The organism is Microbacterium sp. (assembly GCF_035556355.1).
In the GTDB taxonomy this organism is placed as follows: Bacteria; Actinomycetota; Actinomycetes; order Actinomycetales; family Microbacteriaceae; genus Microbacterium.
Window position 1 is genome coordinate 57,647 of the sequence record NZ_DATMFG010000023.1, and the last position, 19,817, is coordinate 77,463.

Sequence of the window (19,817 nt, forward strand, 5' to 3'; positions counted from 1 at the left end):
CGGGATCAGAACTCGTCGCCGAGGTGCGCCCACGGGCGCCCGTCCGTCGCGTCGTCCGCGACGAGCTGCGGATCGTCCGGCGGCAGGTCGGCGCGACGCTCCGGATGCGCCGCCGGCGGCTGCGCCTCTTCGGCCTCGAGGATGCGCGAGGCCGCGAGCTGCTCTGCGGCGAGCTCGGAGTACAGGCCGCCCTGCGCGATGAGCTCGGCGTGCGTGCCGGATTCCACGATGCGCCCGGCCTCGACCACGTGGATGACGTCCGCCCCGATGACGGTCGACAGCCGGTGCGCGATCGACAGCGTCGTGCGGCCGCGCGCGGCGGCATCGAGCGCCTCCTGCACGACGCGCTCCGACACCGTGTCGAGCGCCGAGGTCGCCTCGTCGAGCAGCAGCACAGGCGGATCCTTCAGCAGCACACGCGCGATCGCGATGCGCTGCTTCTCACCGCCCGACAGGCGGTAGCCGCGCTCGCCGACGATCGTGTCATACCCCTGCTCGAAACTCGAGATGACGTGGTGGATGTTCGCCGCGCGGCACGCCGCCTCGAGTTCGGCGTCGGTCGCGTCGGGCTTCGCGTAGCGCAGGTTCTCGCGGATCGTCGCGTGGAAGAGGTACGTCTCCTGCGACACGATCCCGACGCTGTCGATGATCGACTCGTGCTTGAGCCGCCGCACGTCGGCGCCTGCGAACAGCACCTCGCCGCCGGATGCCTCGTACAGTCGCGGCGTGAGGTAGAGGATCGTGGTCTTGCCCGCGCCGGACGGGCCGACGAATGCGACGTGCTGTCCGGGCTCGGCGACGAATGAGACGCCGTCGAGGGTCGGGCGCGTGTCAGGCGCGGCATCCGGATACCGGAAGACGACGTCTCGGAACTCGATGCGGCCGAGCGGACCCGGGGCCTCCGACACATCGATGGCGTCGGGCGCGTCGCGGATCGCCGGCACGAGGTCGAGGTACTCGAAGATGCGGGCGAAAAGCGCAGCCGAAGTCTGCAGGTCGAGCGCGACGCGCATGAGGCCCATGAGCGGCATGAGCAGACGCGCTTGCACGGTCGTGAACGCGACGATCGTGCCCGCCGTGATCGTGTCGACGCCGCCGGTCACCAGGTAGCCGGACACGAGGTAGATGATCGCGGGGACGCTCGCCATGAGCACCTGCACGACGGCGAAGAAGCCCTGACCGCTCATCGCGCGCCGCACCTGGAGGCGGACCTGGTTCGCGTTCTCCTCCCGGTAGCGGCCGGACTCCGTGCTCTGCCGGTTGAACGACTTGGACAGCAGGATGCCCGACACGCTCAGCGTCTCCTGCGTGATGGCGGTGAGCTCCGACAGCGATTCCTGCGTCTCGCCCGCGATCCGGGCACGCACCTGTCCTACCCGGCGCTGCACGACGATGAGGAACGGCATGAGCACGACCGCGATGATCGTGAGCCGCCAGTCGATGATGATCATCGCCACGAGCGACGCGATGACGGTGACGACGTTGCCGAGGATGCTCGTCATCGTGTTCGTGAGCACACCCGACACGCCCCCGACGTCGTTCTGCAGGCGGGACTGGATGACCCCGGTCTTCGTGCGCGTGAAGAACGCGAGCTCCATCGCCTGCAGATGATCGAAGAGGCGGATGCGGAGGTCGCCGGTCACCCGGTTGCCGACGGTCGACGTGAGCCACGTCTGCACGACGCCGAGTGCCGCCGACAGCAGGAACAGCGCGATCATGAGCACGACGAGCCGCCACAGCAGCGGGATGTCGGGCGCCGAGCCGTCGAGCGGGAACAGCGCGTCGTCGAAGATGCGCTGAACGATGAGGGGCGGGATCACGGCGACGCCGGCACCCGCGATGACGAGCAGTGCAGTGAAGACCAGGCGCCCGATGTACGGGCGGAACAGCGACACGACGCGCCGCCCCAGGTTCGGGATCTTCGGCGCCTCGGCGTTGAGCTTCTTCTGCGCCTCGATGTCGACGCCGCGGAACGAGGGTCCGCCCCCGGCCCCGCCCCCTCGTCCGCCCATGCTCATGCGCGCCAGCCTAACCACACGCGCGGACACCGGGATCGGGGCTGACCCGACCACGCGGACCGTCTAAGCTTTCCTCCATGGACTCGACGCCCGACACACCGCAGCACGACGGAAGCGACCTGGCCGAGCTGCGTGCGGAGATCGACGAGCTCAAGAAGCTTCCGCCCACCGAGGACACGCTCGGAGTCCCCGAGACGGTGGCCGAAGAGATTCCGGACCCGGAGCCGACCGACGCGATCGGCTCCGAGGATTGGGACGCCCCCTCGCCTCGCCCGCACACCGAGCCACGCGACGCCTGACGGCGAGAAGCGCGAATCCCCCGCCCGCTCCACGGGCTCCCCTTCCCGCGGGACGAATCCCGCACAAGAAATTCTTCCCTGAGTGGGAATGTGATCGCTCCCGGCGCGGTTGTGCGCTGGGTGCGCCGGCCCACGGCGCTCGATGAAGCGCCCGCCGAGCATCGAGGAGACCTCTCTATGGCCACCACCGAAACCCGACCGGGCACCGACAGCATCCGCGTGCCCGAGACCGGCGCCCCCGCCTCGTCGCGCGGACCGCTGCTGGCCCCCGAACAGAGCCGCGTGGTGTGGCTGCTGCTCGCCGCCGCGTTCGTCGCGATCCTCAACGAGACGACGATGGGCGTCGCGATCCCGCATCTCATCGGCGACCTCGGCATCACCGCCGTCGAGGCGCAGTGGCTGACGACCGCGTTCATGCTGACGATGGCGGTGATCATCCCGATCACGGGCTTCCTGCTGCGCCGGTTCACGACGCGAGCCGTGTTCATCGCCGCGATGAGCCTCTTCTCGCTCGGAACCCTCGTCGCGCTGGTGTCGCCCGGGTACCCGCTCCTGGTCGTCGCGCGTGTGATCCAGGCATCCGGCACCGCGATCATGATGCCGCTGCTCATGACGACGCTCATGACCGTCGTACCGCCGCACGCGCGCGGACGCATGATGGGGCGCGTCAGCATCGTGATGTCGCTCGCGCCGGCGATCGGCCCGACGCTGTCCGGCTTCCTGCTCGACAACCTCAGCTGGCGCTGGATCTTCGGAGTCGTGCTGCCGATCGCGCTCGTCGCGCTCGCGATGGGCGCGCGGTGGATCCACAACCTCGGCGAGACGACCCGCGCCCCGATCGACGTGCTGTCGGTCGTGCTGTCGGCGTTCGGCTTCGGCGGGCTCGTGTACGGTCTGAGCCAGATCGGCGGCGGGGCGTCGCACGGCGCGACCGGCGCCGCGGCGCAGGCCGCCGAGACGCTGTCGACCGTGTCGCTCATCGTCTCGTTCGTGGTGGGCGGCATCGCCCTCGCGCTGTTCATCTGGCGTCAGCTGGTGCTTCAGCGCGACGACGACGCGCTGCTCGACCTGCGCGTGTTCCGCTCGCGGAACTTCTCGCTCTCGATGGCGCAGATCGCGCTGCTGGCGATGGCGTTCTTCGGCGCGATCACGACGCTGCCGCTCTACATGCAGAGCGTCCTCGACATCTCGCCGTTCGAGACAGGCCTCACGGTGCTGCCCGGTGCGCTCGCGATGGGCCTCCTCGGCCCCGTGATCGGCCGCATCTACGACCGCTGGGGCACGCGCGTGCTCCTCATCCCGGGCGCGTTCATCGCGAGCGGCATGCTGTGGCTGTACACGACGTTCGACGAGTTCACCTCGATCTGGACGATCGCGATCGCCCAGACGGTGCTCTCGATCGGTCTCGCGCTGTCGTTCACGCCGCTGTTCACGGCGTCGCTCGCGTCGCTGACCCCGAAGTTCTACTCGTACGGGTCGGCGGTCGTCGGCACGACCCAGCAGGTCGCGGGTGCGGCCGGCATCGCGCTCATGATCACCGTCATGTCGGCGGTCACGGCGTCCTCGGCCGAGTCGGGACTGTCGGATGCCGCGGCCGGCGCCGCCGGCACGAGGGCCGCGTTCCTCATCGCCGCGATCCTGTCGCTGCCGCTGATCGTGGGCGCGTTCCTCATCCGCAAGCCCGCCGACGCGGCGGTCGGAGCGCCCGCCGCACACTGAGCGGTATCAGCCGTGATGGCACCGCCCTCTGGACGTATCGAGAGGGCGGTGCCATTCTTGGCGCGCGCCCGCGAAACGGAGGATGAGCATGATCGTCGCGACACCCGACCCCGCCACCGCCGAGGGAATCGTCGCCGAGAAGTACCGCGAAGACCTCGAGAGCGATGGATTCGTCTTCGGCCACACGCGCGCGATGGCCGTCAATCCCGAGGCCGAGCAGGCGTTCGAGGCGCTCGTCGGGGCGGTCGTCCCCTCGATCGGATTGCGCACGTACGAGCTCGCGACGCTCGGCGCGGCCGCCGCCCTCAAGTCCGGGCACTGCCTTTTGGCGCACGGTCGCAGGTCGCTGCGCACCGAGGCGCTCGATGAGGACGAGGTCGTGCAGATCGCACGCGGCGACGACGACGGTCCGCTGGCGCCCGGCGACGCCGCGGTCGTCCGGTTCGCGGCGAAGGTGTCGACGGATGCCGCGGCCATGACCGACGCCGACAGCCAGGACCTGCGCGACCACGGCTATTCCGATCGCCAGATCGTCGACATCGCGCTCGCCGCCGCTGCGCGCAACTACTTCAGTCGCGCGCTCCTCGCGCTCGCGGTGCCCCTCGACGACGTACCAGGGCTCAGCCCGCGTGTGAAGGAGGCGCTTCTGTCACCTCTGTCGAGATGAGGTGACGATCGGCGTCACTCGGTGCTGCAGCATCCGCCCCCGCAGCAGGATGCGCCCGACTCGGCGGGCGCGAGGAGATTCTTCTCGTCTGCGATGGGCTGAAGGCTCGGGGTGGGAAGCTGCGACGTCGTCATGCCTCCATCGTAAGCATGCCTGAGACCGGCGGGACCAACGTCACAACACGGGCGTCGACCGCTCCGATAGCGTCAGCCTCAGGGGAGCAGTCGTCGAAGGAGTGAAACAAGATGTCCGTCCCTGCAGAGTCCACGATGCGCGCGGCCGTGGTGGTCGCGCCCGACAAGCCGCTCGAGGTGCGGGACGTGCCGATCCCGACGCCGGGCCCCGGCGAGGTGCTCGTGCGCGTCATCACGAGCGGCGTGTGCCACACCGACCTGCATGCGGCACGCGGCGACTGGCCCGTCCCGCCGAAGGCCGACCTGATCCCGGGACACGAGGGCTACGGCGAGGTCGTCGCGCTCGGCGTCGGGGTCACGACGCTCAAGGTCGGTGACCTCGTGGGCAACGCCTGGCTGTGGAGTGCGTGCGGTTCGTGCGAGTACTGCCGCACCGGCTGGGAGACGCTCTGCGAGCAGCAGAAGAACGGCGGGTACAGCGTCGACGGCTCCTTCGGCGAGTACATGCTCGTCGACGAGCGGTTCGCGGCGCGCATCCCCGAGGGCTCGGACCCGGTCGAGGTCGCGCCGATCCTGTGCGCGGGCGTCACCGTGTACAAGGGGCTCAAGGTGACCGAGGTCAAGCCGGGCGAATGGGTCGTCATCTCGGGCATCGGCGGCCTGGGGCACATCGCGGTGCAGTACGCGATCGCGATGGGCATGCGCGTCGCGGCGGTCGACATCGACGACGCGAAGCTCGAGCTCGCCAGGAAGCACGGCGCCGAGGTCGTCGTGAACGCCGCCGACACGGATCCTGTCGCAGCCATCCAGGAGCAGATCGGCGGGGCGCACGGCGTTCTCGTGACGGCCGTGCACCCCATGGCGTTCGCACAGTCCACGGGCATGGCCCGCCGCCGTGGAACGGTCGTCTTCGTCGGCCTTCCGCCGGGAGACTTCCCCGCCGACATCTTCAGCACGGTTCTGCGCGCCATCACCGTGCGCGGCTCGATCGTCGGCACGCGACAGGACATGGCGGAGGCGCTCGACTTCTACGCCCGAGGCCTCATCAAGCCGACCGTCCACATCGAGACGCTCGATGACATCAACGACATCTTCGAGCGCATGGAAGAGGGGAAGATCGACGGGCGCATCGTGATGAGCTACGCCAAGGGCTGACGGCGGCGACGGGGGCCGACGGTGCGGTCAGAGGATCGCGCCGTCGGTCTGGCACGTCGGGCAGTACTCGGCTGTCGTACTGCCGAACGAGAACTCACGGATCTCGCCCCCGCACACGGGGCAGGTCTCGCCCGCTCGCCCGTGGACCTGCATCGCGGCGGTCTTGGCCGCCTTGAGCCGGTCGATCGGCACACCGTGCCGCGCGGCGATCGCATCTCGGACGGTGGACACGGTCGCCGTGTAGAGGCGGTCGAGTGCCTCGGCATCGAGAGCGGCGGCGTGGGCGACCGGCGAGACCTTCGCCGCGTGCAGGATCTCGTCGGAGTAGGCGTTGCCGATGCCCGCAATGGACTCCTGCTCCTGCAGGATCGCCTTGATCTGCTTGCGACGCCCCACGACGGCTCGGTCGAAATCGGCGCGCGTGTACGCCGGATCGGCGGGATCGGGCCCGAGCTTCGCGATCGCGGGAACCTCGGAGGCGTCGTCGACCACGAAGACGCCGAGCGAGACCCACGAGCCCGCGTCGGTCAGCTCGAAGCCGCTTCCGTCGTCGAGCGCGAAGCGCGCGAGCACGGCCGGTGCGTCTTCCGCCGGCGGCTCCGCGTCTGCCGCGGCGGCGACGTCGTCATGCCACGCGATCCACCCGTGGCGACCGAGCGACACGACGAGGTGCTGCCCGTCATCGAACGCGAGGTCGACGTGCTTGCCGTGCCGCGTGGCCCCCGCGACACGGTCGCCCACGAGACTCGCCGGGGGTCGGGTGCGGGTCTTGATGATGCGGAACTCGACGACGTCGACATCGCGGATGCTGCGCCCCGCAGCCCGCTCGCCGAGGAAGTCCGCGAGCGCCTGCACCTCGGGTGATTCCGGCATGGACCCATCCTGGCACCGGTGTGCGACATCGGCACGGGCGCCGGATGCGGCATCCGTGACGCCCCTCTACGCCGGGTTTCGCCGTGTTGCGTCCCGTCGAGCCGACTCGCAGGCAGCCTGACTACCGTCGAAGGCATGACGTCTCCGCAGCCGGCAGCCCGCCCGGCACCCGACTTCGCCGCCTCCGCGCCGGCGCACGGACCCGGCGCATCTCTGTCTGCCGACACCTTCAAGGCGCTCTTCCGAGGCCACCCCTCCGGCGTCGCCGTCATCACGGCGCACGGCGACGGCGGGCCGGTCGCGCTCACGGCGTCGTCGGTGTCGTCCGTGAGCGTCGACCCGCCGCTGCTCATCTTCTCGATCTCGGCCCTGTCGTCGGCGACGCCGACGATCGCGGCGGCCGACACGATCGTCGTGCACCTGCTCGACGCCGACGACCTCGATCTCGCGCGACTCGGAGCGGCCAGCGGCGTGGACCGCTTCGCAGACCGCGACGCGTGGGCGCCGCTGCCGACCGGCGAGCCCGTGTTCCGCGGCGTGCGCGCGTGGGTGCGATGCGCGGTCGTGAGCCGTATGGACGCGGGAGACTCGACGATCATCGCCGCCCAGGGCGTGCAGGCGACGATCGCGCGCGACGTGGCTCCGGGCGAAGCGGGCAACGCGCTCGTCTACCACAACCGCACATGGCACCGCCTCGGGGAGCAGTCCCGCATCGTGTGATGCGTGATCCCCGAGGCGGGCACCCCGCGTCGGCGTACGGGGCTCAGCGGGCGGCGGTGCGCCCGAGTCAGACGGAGCGCGTACCCCCACGGCGGCGGGCGAAGAACACGTAGAGGCCGAGCACGATGATCGCGCCGATGATCGAGCCGATGATGCCGGCCGGCTGCAGGAAGCCGCCCTCCGGGTCGGCGCCGAAGATGAGGAAGCCGAGGAAGCCGCCGACGAACGAACCGACGATGCCGAGCACGATCGTCATGAGGATGCCCATGCTCTGCTTTCCGGGGATGACGGCGCGTGCGATGAGCCCCGCGATCAATCCGATGATGATGAGACCGAGGATGGTCCAGAGCATTTCTCTCTCCTTCGTCTTGTGAAACCGGGCGAGCGGTCCGGCCCCCAGTCGGGGCGGAGACCAGGCTACGAATCGCGGCTTCGTTTGCTCGGGCCCTACCCACAAGGGGTCGTGAGGCGCTATCATCGCGCGCTCGCGGGCGCTGTAGCCTGCGTCCATGGCCGAACTCGCCGTCCTCTACCGCAGCGGCAACCTCGTGCGGGTCGGCAGCCCGATGACCACGGATGCCTGACGCCCAGCGCATCCGTCGTCCCTCCCCCTAGGCTGGGAGGCGCATGCGCGAGTTCATCAGAGGGATGTCGTATCTCGGACGCGGGTTCGCGTACTGGGGCAGACGACCGGGGCTCATGGCACTGGGGCTGGTTCCTGCGGCGATCGTCGGGATGCTCTTCCTGGCGGCTCTCGTCGCGCTCGCGATCTTCCTGCCGGGGATCGCCGACGCGCTCACTCCGTTCGCGGACGGGTGGCCGAGCGTGTGGGCGATCGTCATGCGCGTGGCGGTGGGCACGGCGGTGTTCGGAGCCGCGCTCGTGCTGGTCGTCGTGTCGTTCACGGCGGTCACGCTCGTGGTCGGCGACCCCTTCTACGAGCGCATCTGGAAGGCGATCGAGGACGAGCTCGGCGACACGCGCGCCGAGAAGGACTACGGCTTCTGGCGCTCCGTCGGCGACGGCATCTCGCTCATCGTGCGAGGCATCGGGGTGGCGCTCGTCGCCGCGCTGCTCGGGCTCATCCCCGCCGTGGGCGGTGTGCTGAGCGCGATCGTCGGCATCGCCGCGACGGGATGGCTCGTCGCCGACGAGCTCACCGCGCGGGCGCTCACGTCCCGCGGCATGGCACGCCGCGAACGCCGACGCGTGATGCGCCCGCACCGGGCTCGGGTGCTCGGATTCGGCGTCGTGACTCAGCTGTGCTTCCTCGTTCCGCTCGGCGCCGTCGCGACGATGCCCGCGGCCGTCGCCGGGTCGACGCTGCTCGCACGGGCCCTGCTCGAGAGCGACGGCGCCTGACATCACGTCGTGTCGAACTCGCCGCGGAGGTATCTCGGCGCCTGCACGCGCCACGCCTCGGTCACGAGCTCGGCGAGGTGCTGCTCGTCGATCCGGGCCATCCGGAACGCCACCTTCGGCTCGCTCCACCGCGTGGTGGTGCGCAAGAACACGTCGGGCTCCATCTCGACGAGCGCGCGAGCGTCGAGTTCGTCGGCGACCTTCACGGCGACGACGAGCTCGGATGCCACGATCGCGCGCATGTCGTCGGGGATGCTCGGCCACGGGTGACACTCCCACGCGTAGAGCTTGCTGCGCACGAACCACGCGGCGCCGCCCGCGGTCGCACGCTCCTCACTGCCGGGAAGCCTGCCGGCGATGCGGCGCACGTCGTCGAGAGTCGGCACCGCCCGAGAGTATCCCGCACCGCGGACACCCGTGGGCCTGCGCTCACGTCCTCCGCTCGTGCCGGACTGGCTTGAGCCTCTCGGGCGCATCCGTCGCGGGGATCCACTCGCACTCGAACGCCCCCCGGTACCCGAAGAGGAAGCCGAATCGGTGGTTGTGGACCTCCAGATCGACGTGGAACAGGCCGTCGGCGTCGTCGAAGTACTCGTGCAGCGTCGCGCGGCCGCTGAACAGCATCGGGAACCGGAACGCGATCGGCCCTTCATGGAATCGCTGGGCGTCCGAGGTGAGCCGCAGCCCGCCCTCATCGTCGACGTGCAGGTCCAGGTCGACGGCCAGGTGCTGGTGCGTGCCGAGGTAGTCGAGGATGCGACCCCCATCGAGGACCATCGTCGCGTCGAACCGGCGCCGCTTGCCCGCGATCTCGTACTCACGCACGAACGTCACGGTCTCGCGTCCGAGCGGGTCGAGGTACGGGTAGTTCTCGATCGCGAACGGCACATCGCTGCCCGTGTCGGGCACCAGGATGTTCCGCATCCGCCCGATCTGCAGGAACGGCACCGTCCACCACGGCCCGCGCCGGATCGTCGTCATCACCCCTCGCCCGACGCACGCCTCGCCCGACGTCAGGCCGACGCCGAACCGGCGGCGCATCATCGGGTGCAGCCGCTGGAAGTCCTCGCCGAGGGCGCGTTCGAAGATCGAGGTCACGGAACCGCCTCCGGACTCGGGTCGGGCAATTGTGCCAGGGTCGCGGGCGCATCGACGAGGTGGTCGGCGCGCCGTGGTCGCGAGACGGGTCTGCGGCGGCAGCGCCGCGCGCGAGGCCGATCCAAATGCCACCACCACACGACACTCCACAGTGGCCACCGCTCCGGCGGCACCCCGGTCTCGATCCACACCCGAAGACGGTCGAAGCTCCACGCCGTCGCCCATCCCAGCAGGGGGCGCACGAGCACGTCGAGCACGCACCATCCGGGTTCGTAGTCATACCCGGTGATGAAGGCCGTGCCGCCGTCGGTCGGCACATAACGCCAGTACCCGCGACCGGATCGGATGGGCGACAGCACGTCGTCGGTCGCGAACCGCAGCGCCGACGTGCGCGTGCCGTCGGGGCGCTCGACCTCGCCCAGGCTCACCCCGGTGCCCTCGACGATGTGGAACGGAGTGCGTCGCGTGTACCGGAACCGTGTTGCGCCGGCATCCGCCTCGCCCGTCGGCTCGATGGAGGAGAACCGGATGTCCCACCGGACGTGTGCGGCCGGATCCTGCGTGCGCCGCCAGACCTCGGCGATGTCCGCGCGGATGACGGTCTCGACGTAGATACCGGCGCGGCGCACGCGCTGCCTCACACGAGCCTCGTCGGCGGTCCGTACTGAGCGACGAGCCGGTCCCGGGTGAGCAGGACGATTCCCTCGAGGCGACTCTGGGCGACGAGCATCCGGTCGAACGGATCGCTGTGATGCGGAGGCAGGTCGACGACGGCAGCCGCATGCGCGCTCGTGACGGGCAGTTCGCGATACCCGTTGTCGATCAGGCCTGTGCGCAGGACCCGCGGGTCGACGACGAAGTCCGGACGGCGCAGCCCGACTTTGATGGCGACCTCCCAGATGCTCGCTGAGCTGAACTCGAGTTCTGTCGAGGGATCAGTCAGCTCGTTCCGAAGAGCAGGAGCCAGCTTCTCGGGTTCGTACGCGGCCCACAGAAGCAGGTGGGTGTCGAGGAGCAGCCTCACTCTCCGACCTCGAAGAGGTCGAGGATCTCATCGCGGCCCCAGTCGTCGAAGTCGTCGGGGATCTGCGCTTGCCCCTTGAGGAAGCCCAGCCTCTGCACCCGATCGGGAGAGTCCAGGCGGGTCAGCTTCGCGATGGGCTTGCCGGCACGACCGACCACCACGGTCTCGCCCGCCGCCGCCCTGTCGACGAGGCGCGAGAAGTGCGTCTTCGCTTCGTGAATGTTGATGACCACGACCCACCTCCTGGACTAAGTCTAGTGGACTAGACCAGAAGGGCCAGGGGCTTGTCCACGTTTCAGTCCCAGTCGAGGTACTCCTCGATGATGACGGCGGTGTCCATGATGTGCGTCAGCGGGAAAAGGTGCCCGGCGCCCTCGATGTTCTTGACGCTCGCGCGCTCGGGAGCAGTAGAACGGAGCGCTTCGCCGTTGGCCGGAGGCGTGACCTCGTCCTCCGTGCCCTGGATGATGAGCACGGGGATGACCGGAGCCAGCGGGATCTCGGCCTCTTCAACGCCGAGCAGCAGCAGGCCGTTGACGCGATCGGCGTGCGACGCGGCGAACGCGCGCGCGACGGTGCCGCCCGATCCGTGTCCACCGATCCACGTGTGCTCGAGCCCGAGGCGGTCGAGCACGGACGTCACGTCGGCGACGCGCTCGTCGAAGCTCTCGGAGTCGGAGCTGGTGCCGACGCGCACGACGTGGAAGCCCGCCTCCTCGGCGAGGTAGTGCGACACGACGCTCAGCGGATCGCCGTCGAGGCCGCCGTCGGCGATGAGCACCAGCGCGACCGGCCCCTCCCCCTCCTCGACGTACGGAATCGGGCGGCTGTCCGCGTCGACGGTGCTGTTGTCGGTCACGTGCGTGGAGTCCTCTCGTGCGGGAAGTTCGTGTCTCGCTCCGCGCGCGCACGGCGATGCCGCGGCGATCGACGGGGATGGGTGCGAGGCTGATCGAATCTACCAGACCGTCGACGCGTCCCGATCCGGTTATCGCGCTTGACCTGGACTTTATCCCGTGCAATCGTCCTCGGATGCCTCGCACCGACGTCAGAAGTCGACCTTGCGCTCCTTGTCGACATCCAGCTCGGACTCCTCGCTCGCCCATGCGTCCAGCGCGGCCTCCAGCTGGCGTCGCAGCCACTCCGCGCTCAGCGGCCCCGCCGCCGCGAGCGCGTCGAGTTGACGTCGGCGCTCGTCCACCGTGCCGGTCAGGTCTGGCGGGTCCGCGGGTGTCTCGGCCATCGCGTCCTCCCTCGGTCGTCCCTCGGGCGCGAGCGTACTCCTGGCACGTGGACGGCGACAGCACCCCGATCAGCGCCTATGGACGCGCGCAGCTCCGAGGTCGTGGCGCCGGATGCCGACACGCCGGGGCGCGGATGAGGAGCCACGACCATGGCAACGTGGGGGAATGGCAATCACGTACCACCCCATGGATGATCCGTCGCGGGAAGAGGTCCTCGCGCTCTACGGCGCCGTGGGGTGGTCCGCCTACACCAGAGATCCCGACCGCCTCGCATCGGCGCTCTCGGCGTCTCTCGCCGTGACGACGGCCCGCGACGGCGGTCGTTTGGTCGGCCTCGCCCGCCTCGTCGGCGACGGGCTGACCATCGTCTACCTCCAGGACATCCTCATCTCGCCGGAGCACCAGCGACGCGGCATCGGTCGCGACCTGCTCGAGCGCGCGTTCGCCCCGTACCGCGACGTCCGTCAGAAGGTTCTCCTCACCGACGACGAGCCTTCCCAGCGGGCCTTCTACGAGGCGATGGGCTTCACCGAGGTCGGTGACCTCGAGCCCCCGCTTCGTGCATTCGTCCGGTTCGACTGAGGGCGGTGAGAGCCAGTCGCGTGATCGCTACACGTTGAAGCGGAACTCGACGACGTCACCGTCCTGCATGACGTAGTCCTTGCCCTCGATGCGGGCCTTGCCGCGCGCACGCGCCTCGGCGACGGAGCCGGCCTCGACGAGGTCGTCGAACGAGATGACCTCGGCTTTGATGAAGCCCTTCTCGAAGTCGGTGTGGATGACCCCCGCCGCTTGCGGAGCCTTCCAGCCCTTGCCGATCGTCCACGCGCGAGCCTCCTTGGGCCCGGCGGTGAGGTACGTCTGCAGTCCGAGCGTGTCGAAGCCGATGCGCGCGAGTTGGTCGAGGCCCGACTCCTCCTGGCCTGTCGATGCGAGCAGCTCGGCGGCGTCCTCGGGGTCGAGGTCGATGAGCTCGGACTCGATCTTCGCGTCGAGGAACACGGCCTGCGCCGGCGCGACGAGCTCGGCGAGCGCCGCCTTCTTCGCGGCATCCGTGAGCACGCTCTCGTCGACGTTGAAGACGAAGATGAACGGCTTGGCCGTGAGCAGGCCGAGCTCCTTGATGGGGGCGAGGTCGAGACCGGATGCCGACAGCAACTGGCCACGCTGCAGAGCCTCCTGCGCGGCAAGCGCGGTCGAGAGCACGACCGGGTCGATCTTCTTGCCCTTGACCTCCTTCTCGTACCGCGGGATCGCCTTCTCGAGCGTCTGGAGATCGGCGAGCTGAAGTTCGGCGTTGATCGTCTCCATGTCGCCCTTGGGGTTCACCGCCCCTTCGACATGCACCACGTCGTCGTCGTCGAAACCGCGCACGACCTGGGCGATCGCATCCGCCTCACGGATGTTCGCGAGGAACTGGTTGCCCAGACCCTCCCCCTCGCTCGCGCCGCGCACGATGCCGGCGATGTCGACGAACGACACGGTCGCCGGAATGATCCGCTCGCTGCCGAAGATCTCGGCGAGCTTCTCGAGTCGCGGGTCGGGCAGGCTCACCACCCCGATGTTGGGCTCGATCGTCGCGAACGGGTAGTTCGCCGCGAGCACCTGATTCTTGGTCAGGGCGTTGAAGAGGGTGGACTTGCCGACGTTGGGCAGTCCGACGATTCCGATGGTGAGAGCCACGGGCATCCAGTCTACGTGGGGGTGCAGCGGAGCCCCGCGCCCCGGCGAGGCCTAGGCTGGCCGGATGCGGTTCGCTCACGTGACCCTCGCAGCACCCCTCGACCTCCGCGACTTCTACGGCAGTCGGCTCGGACTCCCGATCGACGGCGGCGCGATCGTCATCGGCGAGACGAGGCTCTCGTTCCGTATCGAAGACGGCGACGCGTTCTATCACTTCGCCCTGCTCGTGCCGGGCGACCGGTTCGACGCGGCGGTCGAATGGGCGCGAGGCCGGGTCGAGCTGCTCGGCGACATCTTCGACTTCGCGTTCTGGGATGCGCGCGCAGCGTACTTCCACGACCCGGCGGGCAACATCGTCGAGCTCATCGCCCACCGCGGATTCGAAGAGAACGGGCGTTCCGGGGCCTTCGACGCGGACGAGATCATCGGATTCTCAGAGCTCGGCCTCGTCGGCGATCGGCACGAGCTGCTGCGTCAACTCGAAGAGATCGGGTTCACGCTCTGGGCCGGCGGGATCGACGAGGTCGACAGCCTCGGCTTCGTCGGAGAGAAGGGACGCACCCTCATCCTGACCCGGCCGGGGCGCGGCTGGCTCCCGACGGGACGACCGGCGGAGCCGCATCCGGTCTCCATCGAGTTCGGCGGACCCGAGGCGGCGACGTTCGTTCTCAACCCTCGCGCCGAGAAGCGATAGGGCCCGCTCAGCCGAGCAGCTCGACCAGCCCGCGCAGATCCGTCACGATGTGGTGCGGCTCACTCTCGAGGTCGGCGCCGCGCCGGTCGATCCACACGGCCGTCAGCCCCGACGCCCGCGCACCGCCCACATCGGCATGCTGGTTGTCGCCGATGTGGATCGCTTCGTCGGCCGTGACGCCCATGCCCGACACGGCAGCCGCGAAGATCGCCGGATCGGGCTTCTGCGCGCCCACCTCGCCCGACACGAGGATCGCGTCGAAATGAGGCGTCAGCTCCACCGCGTCGAGTTTCGCTCGCTGAAGGTCGCTCGGCCCGTTCGTGATGATCGATGTGCGGATGCCGCGCCGCCGGCACTCCGCGAGCACCTCGAGCGCCTCGGGGTACAGCGACCACGATGCGGTCTCGATCCGCCACTGCAGTGCTGCCGCATCCTTCGCGGCGGCGTCGAGGTCGTCGACGCCGAACTGCGACAGCGCACGACGCCAGACTCCCGCGATCACGACGTCGGTCGGGATGCGGCCGACCATCCACTCGTCGCCGATCTCGTCCCAATGCTCCGTCCACGCGCGGCGATGCACGGCGTCCACGTCGGCGGCCGTCAGCCCGTGCCGCTCGGCCACACCGGCGGCCACGCGCACGAGCACGTCGTCCATGTGCTCGTCACGCAACAGGGTGCCGTCGAGGTCGAAGCAGACTCCGCGGATCATTCTGTCTCCTCTGTGAGATCGGCCTTTCGGCGGGGCGCGTACCGGAAGGACGCCGTGACGTACGGCACCTCCACTATGCCTTCGCGATCCGACACCCCGGGCCGCTCGAGCACTTCTCCCACCGCCTCGAGCACCCGCTCCTGCTCGTCGCGCGACAGGAGCGGGAAGTAACTGCGCGACCGCACGTCGGCGACGATCTCGTCCTTCATCGTCCGTCGCACCCACTCCGCGAAGTGGCGCTCGACACGCCCGAGCGCGTCGCCGATCGCCGGATCCTCGACGTCGCCGCGGAAGTGGTCGCCATCTGCCCGCATCGCCGCGCCGAGGTCGCGTACCCATGGGACACGCTCGTCGCGCAGGTTCCATACGAGGCCCAGCCGCCCGCCGGGTCGAAGCACGCGCGCGGCCTCGGCAGACGCGGCATCGGCATCGACCCAATGCCACGCCTGCGCGAAGGTGACGACATCGACGGATGCCGCGGGCAGCGGCATCCGCTCCCCCGCGCCCTGCATCGCCTCGACGTGCGGAAGGGCGCGCCGCAACTCGGCGAGCATGCTCACCGACGGCTCGACCGCGATCACACGGCGAACCGGGCGCTCCAGCAGGCGCGTGAACTTGCCCGTACCGGCGCCTACGTCGACGACGACCTCGGCGTCATCGCCCACGAGCCAATCGACGGACTCGCGCGGATACGACGGGCGCGCGGCGTCGTACCCCGCCGCGACCGAGTCGAACGACGCCGCGGGATCACTCATCGCTACCCGCCACGGGGTCGACGCGCCACCGCATGAGGACGTTCCCCGACTCCTCCCACGCGCGGGTCTCGAGCAGCTTGAGCGCGACGGGCGGCCGCGTGTCGAACAGCGGCACGCCGCGGCCGGCGATGAGCGGGAAGGTGACGAGATGCAGCTCGTCGACGAGCCCCGCCTCCATGAGGTCGTTCCACAGCAGGCGGCCCAAGAGCACGAGGATGCCACGGCCCTCCATGTGCTTCAGCGCGGCGGCCTCTCGCCGCGCGTGCTCGAGGCGCACGATCCGCGTGTTCTCGTACGGCGCGATGTCGGCCTCGGTCAGAGTGTCGGAGACGACGACCTTCTCGACCGCGAGGATGAGGTCTGCGAACTCGCGGCGAATGGGCGTGGCATCCGCCGATTCGCGCACTCCGCTCCAGTACGTCATGTTGCCGAGGAACGATCGGCGGCCCGACAGCAGGAGCGTGTCGGACTCGCGCAGGAGGCTGGTCGTGTAGTGGTCGAACGTGTCTGCGCCCCGGTAGTCGGGGTGCTGGTTCTCGAAGAACGAGACGATGTCGTGCGTGTCGTCTTCGTACCGCCCGTCGACCGTGACGAAGTTGCAGACGGTCAGCGTGCGCGGGCTCATGGTCGCACCGCCCGGTACGCCCTCGTGACGTACGGCAGGTCGACGGTCGCGTCGCCCACCGCCCCGAGCTCGTCGAAGAGCTCGGCGAGCCCCGCCTCGATGCGCTCCCGCTCGTCGGGCGGCGCGGTGATGATGTAGCTGCGCGACCGCGCCATGTCGAAGAGCGCGTCCCGTGTCATCGGGCGCGTCCACCGCCACGATCGCGCCTCGACCCCAGTGAACGGCTCGGCGACCGTCGGGCCGCCTTCCGCCATCATCTCCTCGGCACGACTCCCGTGCATGATGGCGGTGAGGCGCCGCACCCACGGCTCGTCGTCGTCGCGCACGTTCCAGATGAGGCCGAGCACGCCACCCGGGCGCAGCACGCGCGCGACCTCGGCCGACGCGGGAACGGGGTCCACCCAATGCCATGCCTGCCCCAGCACGACCGCATCGAGCGACGCGTCGGGCAGCGGAAGGCTCTCGGCCGTCCCGACGAACGTCGGCACGCGGCGCACGTTCTCACGCAGCACGCCGAGCATCTCGGCATCCGGATCGATCGCGACGACCTCCGCACCCGCCTCGACGATCGCACGCGTCAGCTTTCCCGTTCCCGCCCCGACGTCGGCGACGCGCAGGCTGTGCCCGTCGCGGCGGGCGGGGGCGAGCAGCCATCCGACCGGGTCGGCCGGGTACTCGGGTCGTCCTGATTCATAGACGGATGCCGCGGACCCGAACGACCTCGACATCTCTTCGCGCGTGGCCATGCCTCGACCCTACGACCCCGCCCCGACACGCGCGGTTCTCCGGAGTTCCGCGCCGACCGCCGGGCGCGCACCCCGTCGCTGCGCGGCGGCGCGGGCTGCGGCATCCGTCTTCTCCGGAGTTGCGCACACGGCGCTCGTCCGGCGTGCCTGCCGCGCGACGTCGGAGGTGCGGGTGATGCTGAACAGGTGCCACTGGACTTCACCGCGATCGACTTCGAGACGGCGAACTCCAGCAGTGCGTCGGCGTGCGCGGTGGGCCTCGCCCGGGTGCGCGGCGGCGAGGTCGTCGAGACGAAGGGCTGGCTCATCCAGCCGCCCTTCCCGCACGACCAGTTCTTCGAGCTCAACACGCGCATCCACGGGCTCACGGCCGAAGACGTCGTCGGCGCGAAGACGTGGAGCGAGCAGCTCGCCGATCTCCGCGAGTTCTGCGGGTCGGATGTGCTCGTCGCACACAACGCCGGCTTCGACATGACCGTGATCCGGCGCGCGTGCGAGGTGACGGGCGACGACTGCCCGCCGTACGAGTACGTGTGCAGCCTCCAGCTCGCGCGGCGCGTGTACCGCCTCGAGTCGTACCGGCTCCCCTCGGTGGCCGCCGAGGCGGGCTTCGCGGAGTTCGCCCACCACGACGCGGCCGCCGACGCCCTCGCGTGCGCGCACATCATGATCGACGCCGCGCGGCGGGTCGGCGCACACGACATCCGGTCGCTCGCGAAGCTCGCCCGCGTGGGCGTCGCGCGGATCGCCGTGCCGGAGCCCGTCGAGAAGGCGCCCGTCGCGCCGGAGACCCCGTCCGCGGCGCCCCTCCTCCGGTGGGAGCAGCAGACGCTCTTCGAGTTCGCCTGAACCACCGGCGCGCGGCGCCGTGCGAATGCGATGTCGGAAGGCTCCGTCATCCTGGTCGCATGGACGCATTCGTCATCGTCGCGGTCGTGATCGCGTGTCTCGCCGCCGGTGCGCTCGCCGGGTGGGCTGCCGGTCTCGCGCGCGCCGCCGCGCGCTCCGCACGCGAGCACGCCGATCTGCGCGCACGACTCGCGGCCGCCGAGGCGGCACGGGCGGGCGTCCAGGCGCAGCTCGAGCACCAGCAGCACCTCTACCGCGAGCTGGCTGCGCAGACGCGATCCGACCAGGCCGCACGCGAAGAGCGCGAGCGGCGCGAGCAGGCCGTGCTGCGCGCGCTCGCACCCGTGCAAGAGACGCTGCAGACGATGCAGCTCAAGGTCGACGAGCTCGAGCGCGAGCGCCACGCCCAGTTCGGCACGCTCGCCGAGCAGCTGCGGCGCGCGCACGAGTCCGACGAGGCGCTTCGCGCGACCACCGAGTCGCTCGCGAGCGCGCTGAAGTCAGGAGCGACGCGCGGCGTGTGGGGCGAGACGCAGCTGCGGCGGGTCGTCGAAGCGGCCGGTCTCACGCGGTACGTCGACTTCGACCTGCAGACGACGGTGAAGACGGATGCCGGGGCCGGCCGCCCCGACATGGTGATCCGGCTCCCCGGCGACAAGGCGATCGCCGTCGACGCGAAGGTCCCGCTCGATGCGTACCTCGAGGCGAGTGCGATCCCGTTCACCGCGGTCGGCGCCGAGGCCGCCCGTCGCCGCGCGCTCCTCGAGCGCCACGTGAAAGCCGTCCGCGCCCACGTCGACTCGCTCGCGAAGAAGAGTTACTGGCAGGGTCTGCCGTCGAGCCCCGAGTTCGTCGTGTGCTTCGTTCCGAGCGAATCGCTGCTCGCCGCCGCGCTCGAAGAGGATCCCGCGCTGCTGGACTACGCGTTCGGCAAGCGCGTCGCGCTCGCGTCGCCCGTGAACCTGTGGGCTGTGCTCAAGACCGTCGCCTACGCGTGGACGCAGCAGGATGTGTCGCACGAGGCGCGCCGGCTGTTCGACCTCGGCAATGAGCTGTACCAGCGGCTCGGCAGCCTCGCAGGTCACGCCGACGACCTGCGGCGGGCGATCGAGCGCACGATCGACAGTTACAACAAGCTCGCCGGGTCGCTCGAATCGCGGGTGTTCGTGAGCGCGCGCCGGTTCCCCGGGATCGACGAGACGAAGCTCGACGCCCTCGCGGAGCCCGAGACGATCGACAAGTCGCCGCGCCGGCTCACCGCGCCCGAGCTGCTCGACGCGCTTGCGATCGACGAGGAGCCGCCCGTGCTCGAAGAACCGCCCGTGCTCGAAGGACCGCCGGTGCTCGATGAGCCACCCGCGCTCGACGCGCCCGCGATCGGGGCCGACGTCGGAGAGGTGCGCCATCGCATCGGCCCGTGAGGCCGATGCCGGGCCGAGTGGG

At 70.0% G+C, this 19,817-nt stretch carries 25 protein-coding genes; 10 read left to right on the forward strand and 15 right to left on the reverse strand.

All coding sequences use genetic code 11. The annotated features are described in order from the left end of the window. Window positions 1–5: 5 nt before the first annotated feature. A complete protein-coding gene (locus VNR19_RS06165) occupies window positions 6–2,012 on the reverse strand; it encodes an ABC transporter ATP-binding protein (RefSeq protein WP_325725014.1) in 2,007 nt (668 codons plus the stop codon). An 83-nt stretch (window positions 2,013–2,095) separates the two neighbouring features. Between VNR19_RS06165 and VNR19_RS06170 the strand changes: the two genes are divergently transcribed. The 4 genes from VNR19_RS06170 (at window position 2,096) to adhP (ending at window position 5,992) form a co-directional block, all read left to right on the forward strand. Next, window positions 2,096–2,317, forward strand: coding sequence for a hypothetical protein (locus tag VNR19_RS06170; protein ID WP_325724933.1), 222 nt, complete (start codon window positions 2,096–2,098; stop codon window positions 2,315–2,317). Window positions 2,318–2,494: 177 nt separating this feature from the next. Continuing rightward, complete coding sequence (locus VNR19_RS06175) at window positions 2,495–4,036, forward strand: DHA2 family efflux MFS transporter permease subunit (RefSeq protein ID WP_325724935.1); 1,542 nt, start codon at window positions 2,495–2,497, stop codon at window positions 4,034–4,036. 88 nt (window positions 4,037–4,124) lie between these two features. Continuing rightward, complete coding sequence (locus VNR19_RS06180) at window positions 4,125–4,703, forward strand: carboxymuconolactone decarboxylase family protein (RefSeq protein ID WP_325724937.1); 579 nt, start codon at window positions 4,125–4,127, stop codon at window positions 4,701–4,703. 269 nt (window positions 4,704–4,972) lie between these two features. After that, window positions 4,973–5,992, forward strand: coding sequence for an alcohol dehydrogenase AdhP (adhP, locus tag VNR19_RS06185; RefSeq protein WP_325725016.1), 1,020 nt, complete (start codon window positions 4,973–4,975; stop codon window positions 5,990–5,992). A gap of 27 nt (window positions 5,993–6,019) precedes the next feature. Here adhP and VNR19_RS06190 read toward each other — a convergent pair whose 3' ends face one another. After that, window positions 6,020–6,865 carry a DNA-formamidopyrimidine glycosylase family protein gene (locus VNR19_RS06190; RefSeq protein ID WP_325724939.1) on the reverse strand — a complete coding sequence of 282 codons (846 nt, stop codon included), beginning with the start codon at window positions 6,863–6,865 and terminating at the stop codon, window positions 6,020–6,022. Window positions 6,866–7,000: 135 nt separating this feature from the next. On the opposite strand from VNR19_RS06190, the gene VNR19_RS06195 reads away from it, so the two are divergent. Continuing rightward, window positions 7,001–7,585 carry a flavin reductase family protein gene (locus VNR19_RS06195; RefSeq protein WP_325724942.1) on the forward strand — a complete coding sequence of 195 codons (585 nt, stop codon included), beginning with the start codon at window positions 7,001–7,003 and terminating at the stop codon, window positions 7,583–7,585. Between the two features lie 67 nt (window positions 7,586–7,652). On the opposite strand, the gene VNR19_RS06200 is transcribed toward VNR19_RS06195, so the two are convergent. After that, window positions 7,653–7,937: a GlsB/YeaQ/YmgE family stress response membrane protein gene (locus VNR19_RS06200; protein ID WP_325724944.1), complete on the reverse strand. Its 285-nt coding sequence runs from the start codon at window positions 7,935–7,937 to the stop codon at window positions 7,653–7,655. Window positions 7,938–8,212: 275 nt separating this feature from the next. Here VNR19_RS06200 and VNR19_RS06205 point away from each other — a divergent pair, with 275 nt between their 5' ends. Further along, complete coding sequence (locus VNR19_RS06205) at window positions 8,213–8,947, forward strand: EI24 domain-containing protein (RefSeq protein WP_325724946.1); 735 nt, start codon at window positions 8,213–8,215, stop codon at window positions 8,945–8,947. Window positions 8,948–8,949: 2 nt separating this feature from the next. On the opposite strand, the gene VNR19_RS06210 is transcribed toward VNR19_RS06205, so the two are convergent. The 7 genes from VNR19_RS06210 to VNR19_RS06240 all read right to left on the reverse strand — a co-directional run bounded on the left by VNR19_RS06210 (window position 8,950) and on the right by VNR19_RS06240 (window position 12,312). Next, window positions 8,950–9,333: an MmcQ/YjbR family DNA-binding protein gene (locus VNR19_RS06210; protein WP_325724948.1), complete on the reverse strand. Its 384-nt coding sequence runs from the start codon at window positions 9,331–9,333 to the stop codon at window positions 8,950–8,952. A 43-nt stretch (window positions 9,334–9,376) separates the two neighbouring features. Then, window positions 9,377–10,045, reverse strand: a complete 669-nt coding sequence (locus VNR19_RS06215) for a DUF4166 domain-containing protein (RefSeq protein ID WP_325724950.1) — start codon at window positions 10,043–10,045, stop codon at window positions 9,377–9,379. Then, window positions 10,042–10,686 (reverse strand): SRPBCC family protein, encoded by a 645-nt coding sequence (locus VNR19_RS06220; protein WP_325724952.1) that lies wholly within the window; start codon window positions 10,684–10,686, stop codon window positions 10,042–10,044. Before VNR19_RS06220 ends, VNR19_RS06215 begins: the two co-directional genes overlap by 4 nt. Continuing rightward, window positions 10,683–11,069, reverse strand: coding sequence for a type II toxin-antitoxin system VapC family toxin (locus tag VNR19_RS06225; protein ID WP_325033448.1), 387 nt, complete (start codon window positions 11,067–11,069; stop codon window positions 10,683–10,685). The genes VNR19_RS06220 and VNR19_RS06225 overlap by 4 nt, the downstream gene beginning before the upstream one ends. Further along, window positions 11,066–11,302 (reverse strand): type II toxin-antitoxin system Phd/YefM family antitoxin, encoded by a 237-nt coding sequence (locus tag VNR19_RS06230; RefSeq protein ID WP_325033447.1) that lies wholly within the window; start codon window positions 11,300–11,302, stop codon window positions 11,066–11,068. The genes VNR19_RS06225 and VNR19_RS06230 overlap by 4 nt, the downstream gene beginning before the upstream one ends. 62 nt (window positions 11,303–11,364) lie before the next feature. Beyond that, window positions 11,365–11,928 carry an alpha/beta fold hydrolase gene (locus VNR19_RS06235; protein ID WP_325033446.1) on the reverse strand — a complete coding sequence of 188 codons (564 nt, stop codon included), beginning with the start codon at window positions 11,926–11,928 and terminating at the stop codon, window positions 11,365–11,367. A gap of 189 nt (window positions 11,929–12,117) precedes the next feature. Further along, window positions 12,118–12,312 (reverse strand): hypothetical protein, encoded by a 195-nt coding sequence (locus tag VNR19_RS06240; RefSeq protein ID WP_325033445.1) that lies wholly within the window; start codon window positions 12,310–12,312, stop codon window positions 12,118–12,120. A 166-nt stretch (window positions 12,313–12,478) separates the two neighbouring features. Between VNR19_RS06240 and VNR19_RS06245 the strand changes: the two genes are divergently transcribed. Next, on the forward strand, window positions 12,479–12,895 hold the full coding sequence (locus VNR19_RS06245) for a GNAT family N-acetyltransferase (protein WP_325724955.1): 417 nt from the start codon (window positions 12,479–12,481) through the stop codon (window positions 12,893–12,895). A gap of 27 nt (window positions 12,896–12,922) precedes the next feature. On the opposite strand, the gene ychF is transcribed toward VNR19_RS06245, so the two are convergent. Beyond that, window positions 12,923–13,996 carry a redox-regulated ATPase YchF gene (gene ychF, locus VNR19_RS06250; protein ID WP_325724957.1) on the reverse strand — a complete coding sequence of 358 codons (1,074 nt, stop codon included), beginning with the start codon at window positions 13,994–13,996 and terminating at the stop codon, window positions 12,923–12,925. Window positions 13,997–14,060: 64 nt separating this feature from the next. On the opposite strand from ychF, the gene VNR19_RS06255 reads away from it, so the two are divergent. Next, the gene (locus VNR19_RS06255; protein WP_325724959.1) at window positions 14,061–14,690 is read left to right on the forward strand and encodes a VOC family protein; all 630 of its coding nucleotides are present in this window, start codon (window positions 14,061–14,063) and stop codon (window positions 14,688–14,690) included. A gap of 7 nt (window positions 14,691–14,697) precedes the next feature. Here VNR19_RS06255 and VNR19_RS06260 read toward each other — a convergent pair whose 3' ends face one another. Genes VNR19_RS06260 through VNR19_RS06275 form a run of 4 tightly spaced genes read right to left on the reverse strand, consistent with a single transcriptional unit; the run spans window position 14,698 to window position 17,525 of the window. Then, window positions 14,698–15,399 carry an HAD family hydrolase gene (locus VNR19_RS06260; protein ID WP_325724961.1) on the reverse strand — a complete coding sequence of 234 codons (702 nt, stop codon included), beginning with the start codon at window positions 15,397–15,399 and terminating at the stop codon, window positions 14,698–14,700. Further along, a complete protein-coding gene (locus tag VNR19_RS06265; protein WP_325724963.1) occupies window positions 15,396–16,154 on the reverse strand; it encodes a class I SAM-dependent methyltransferase in 759 nt (252 codons plus the stop codon). The genes VNR19_RS06260 and VNR19_RS06265 overlap by 4 nt, the downstream gene beginning before the upstream one ends. Beyond that, the gene (locus VNR19_RS06270) at window positions 16,147–16,779 is read right to left on the reverse strand and encodes a dihydrofolate reductase family protein (RefSeq protein ID WP_325724965.1); all 633 of its coding nucleotides are present in this window, start codon (window positions 16,777–16,779) and stop codon (window positions 16,147–16,149) included. The genes VNR19_RS06265 and VNR19_RS06270 overlap by 8 nt, the downstream gene beginning before the upstream one ends. After that, window positions 16,776–17,525 (reverse strand): class I SAM-dependent methyltransferase, encoded by a 750-nt coding sequence (locus VNR19_RS06275; RefSeq protein ID WP_325724967.1) that lies wholly within the window; start codon window positions 17,523–17,525, stop codon window positions 16,776–16,778. Before VNR19_RS06275 ends, VNR19_RS06270 begins: the two co-directional genes overlap by 4 nt. Before the next feature lie 186 nt (window positions 17,526–17,711). Here VNR19_RS06275 and VNR19_RS06280 point away from each other — a divergent pair, with 186 nt between their 5' ends. Next, the gene (locus VNR19_RS06280) at window positions 17,712–18,374 is read left to right on the forward strand and encodes an exonuclease domain-containing protein (RefSeq protein ID WP_325724969.1); all 663 of its coding nucleotides are present in this window, start codon (window positions 17,712–17,714) and stop codon (window positions 18,372–18,374) included. Between the two features lie 59 nt (window positions 18,375–18,433). Next, window positions 18,434–19,795, forward strand: coding sequence for a DNA recombination protein RmuC (locus VNR19_RS06285; RefSeq protein WP_325724971.1), 1,362 nt, complete (start codon window positions 18,434–18,436; stop codon window positions 19,793–19,795). Window positions 19,796–19,817 lie beyond the last annotated feature (22 nt).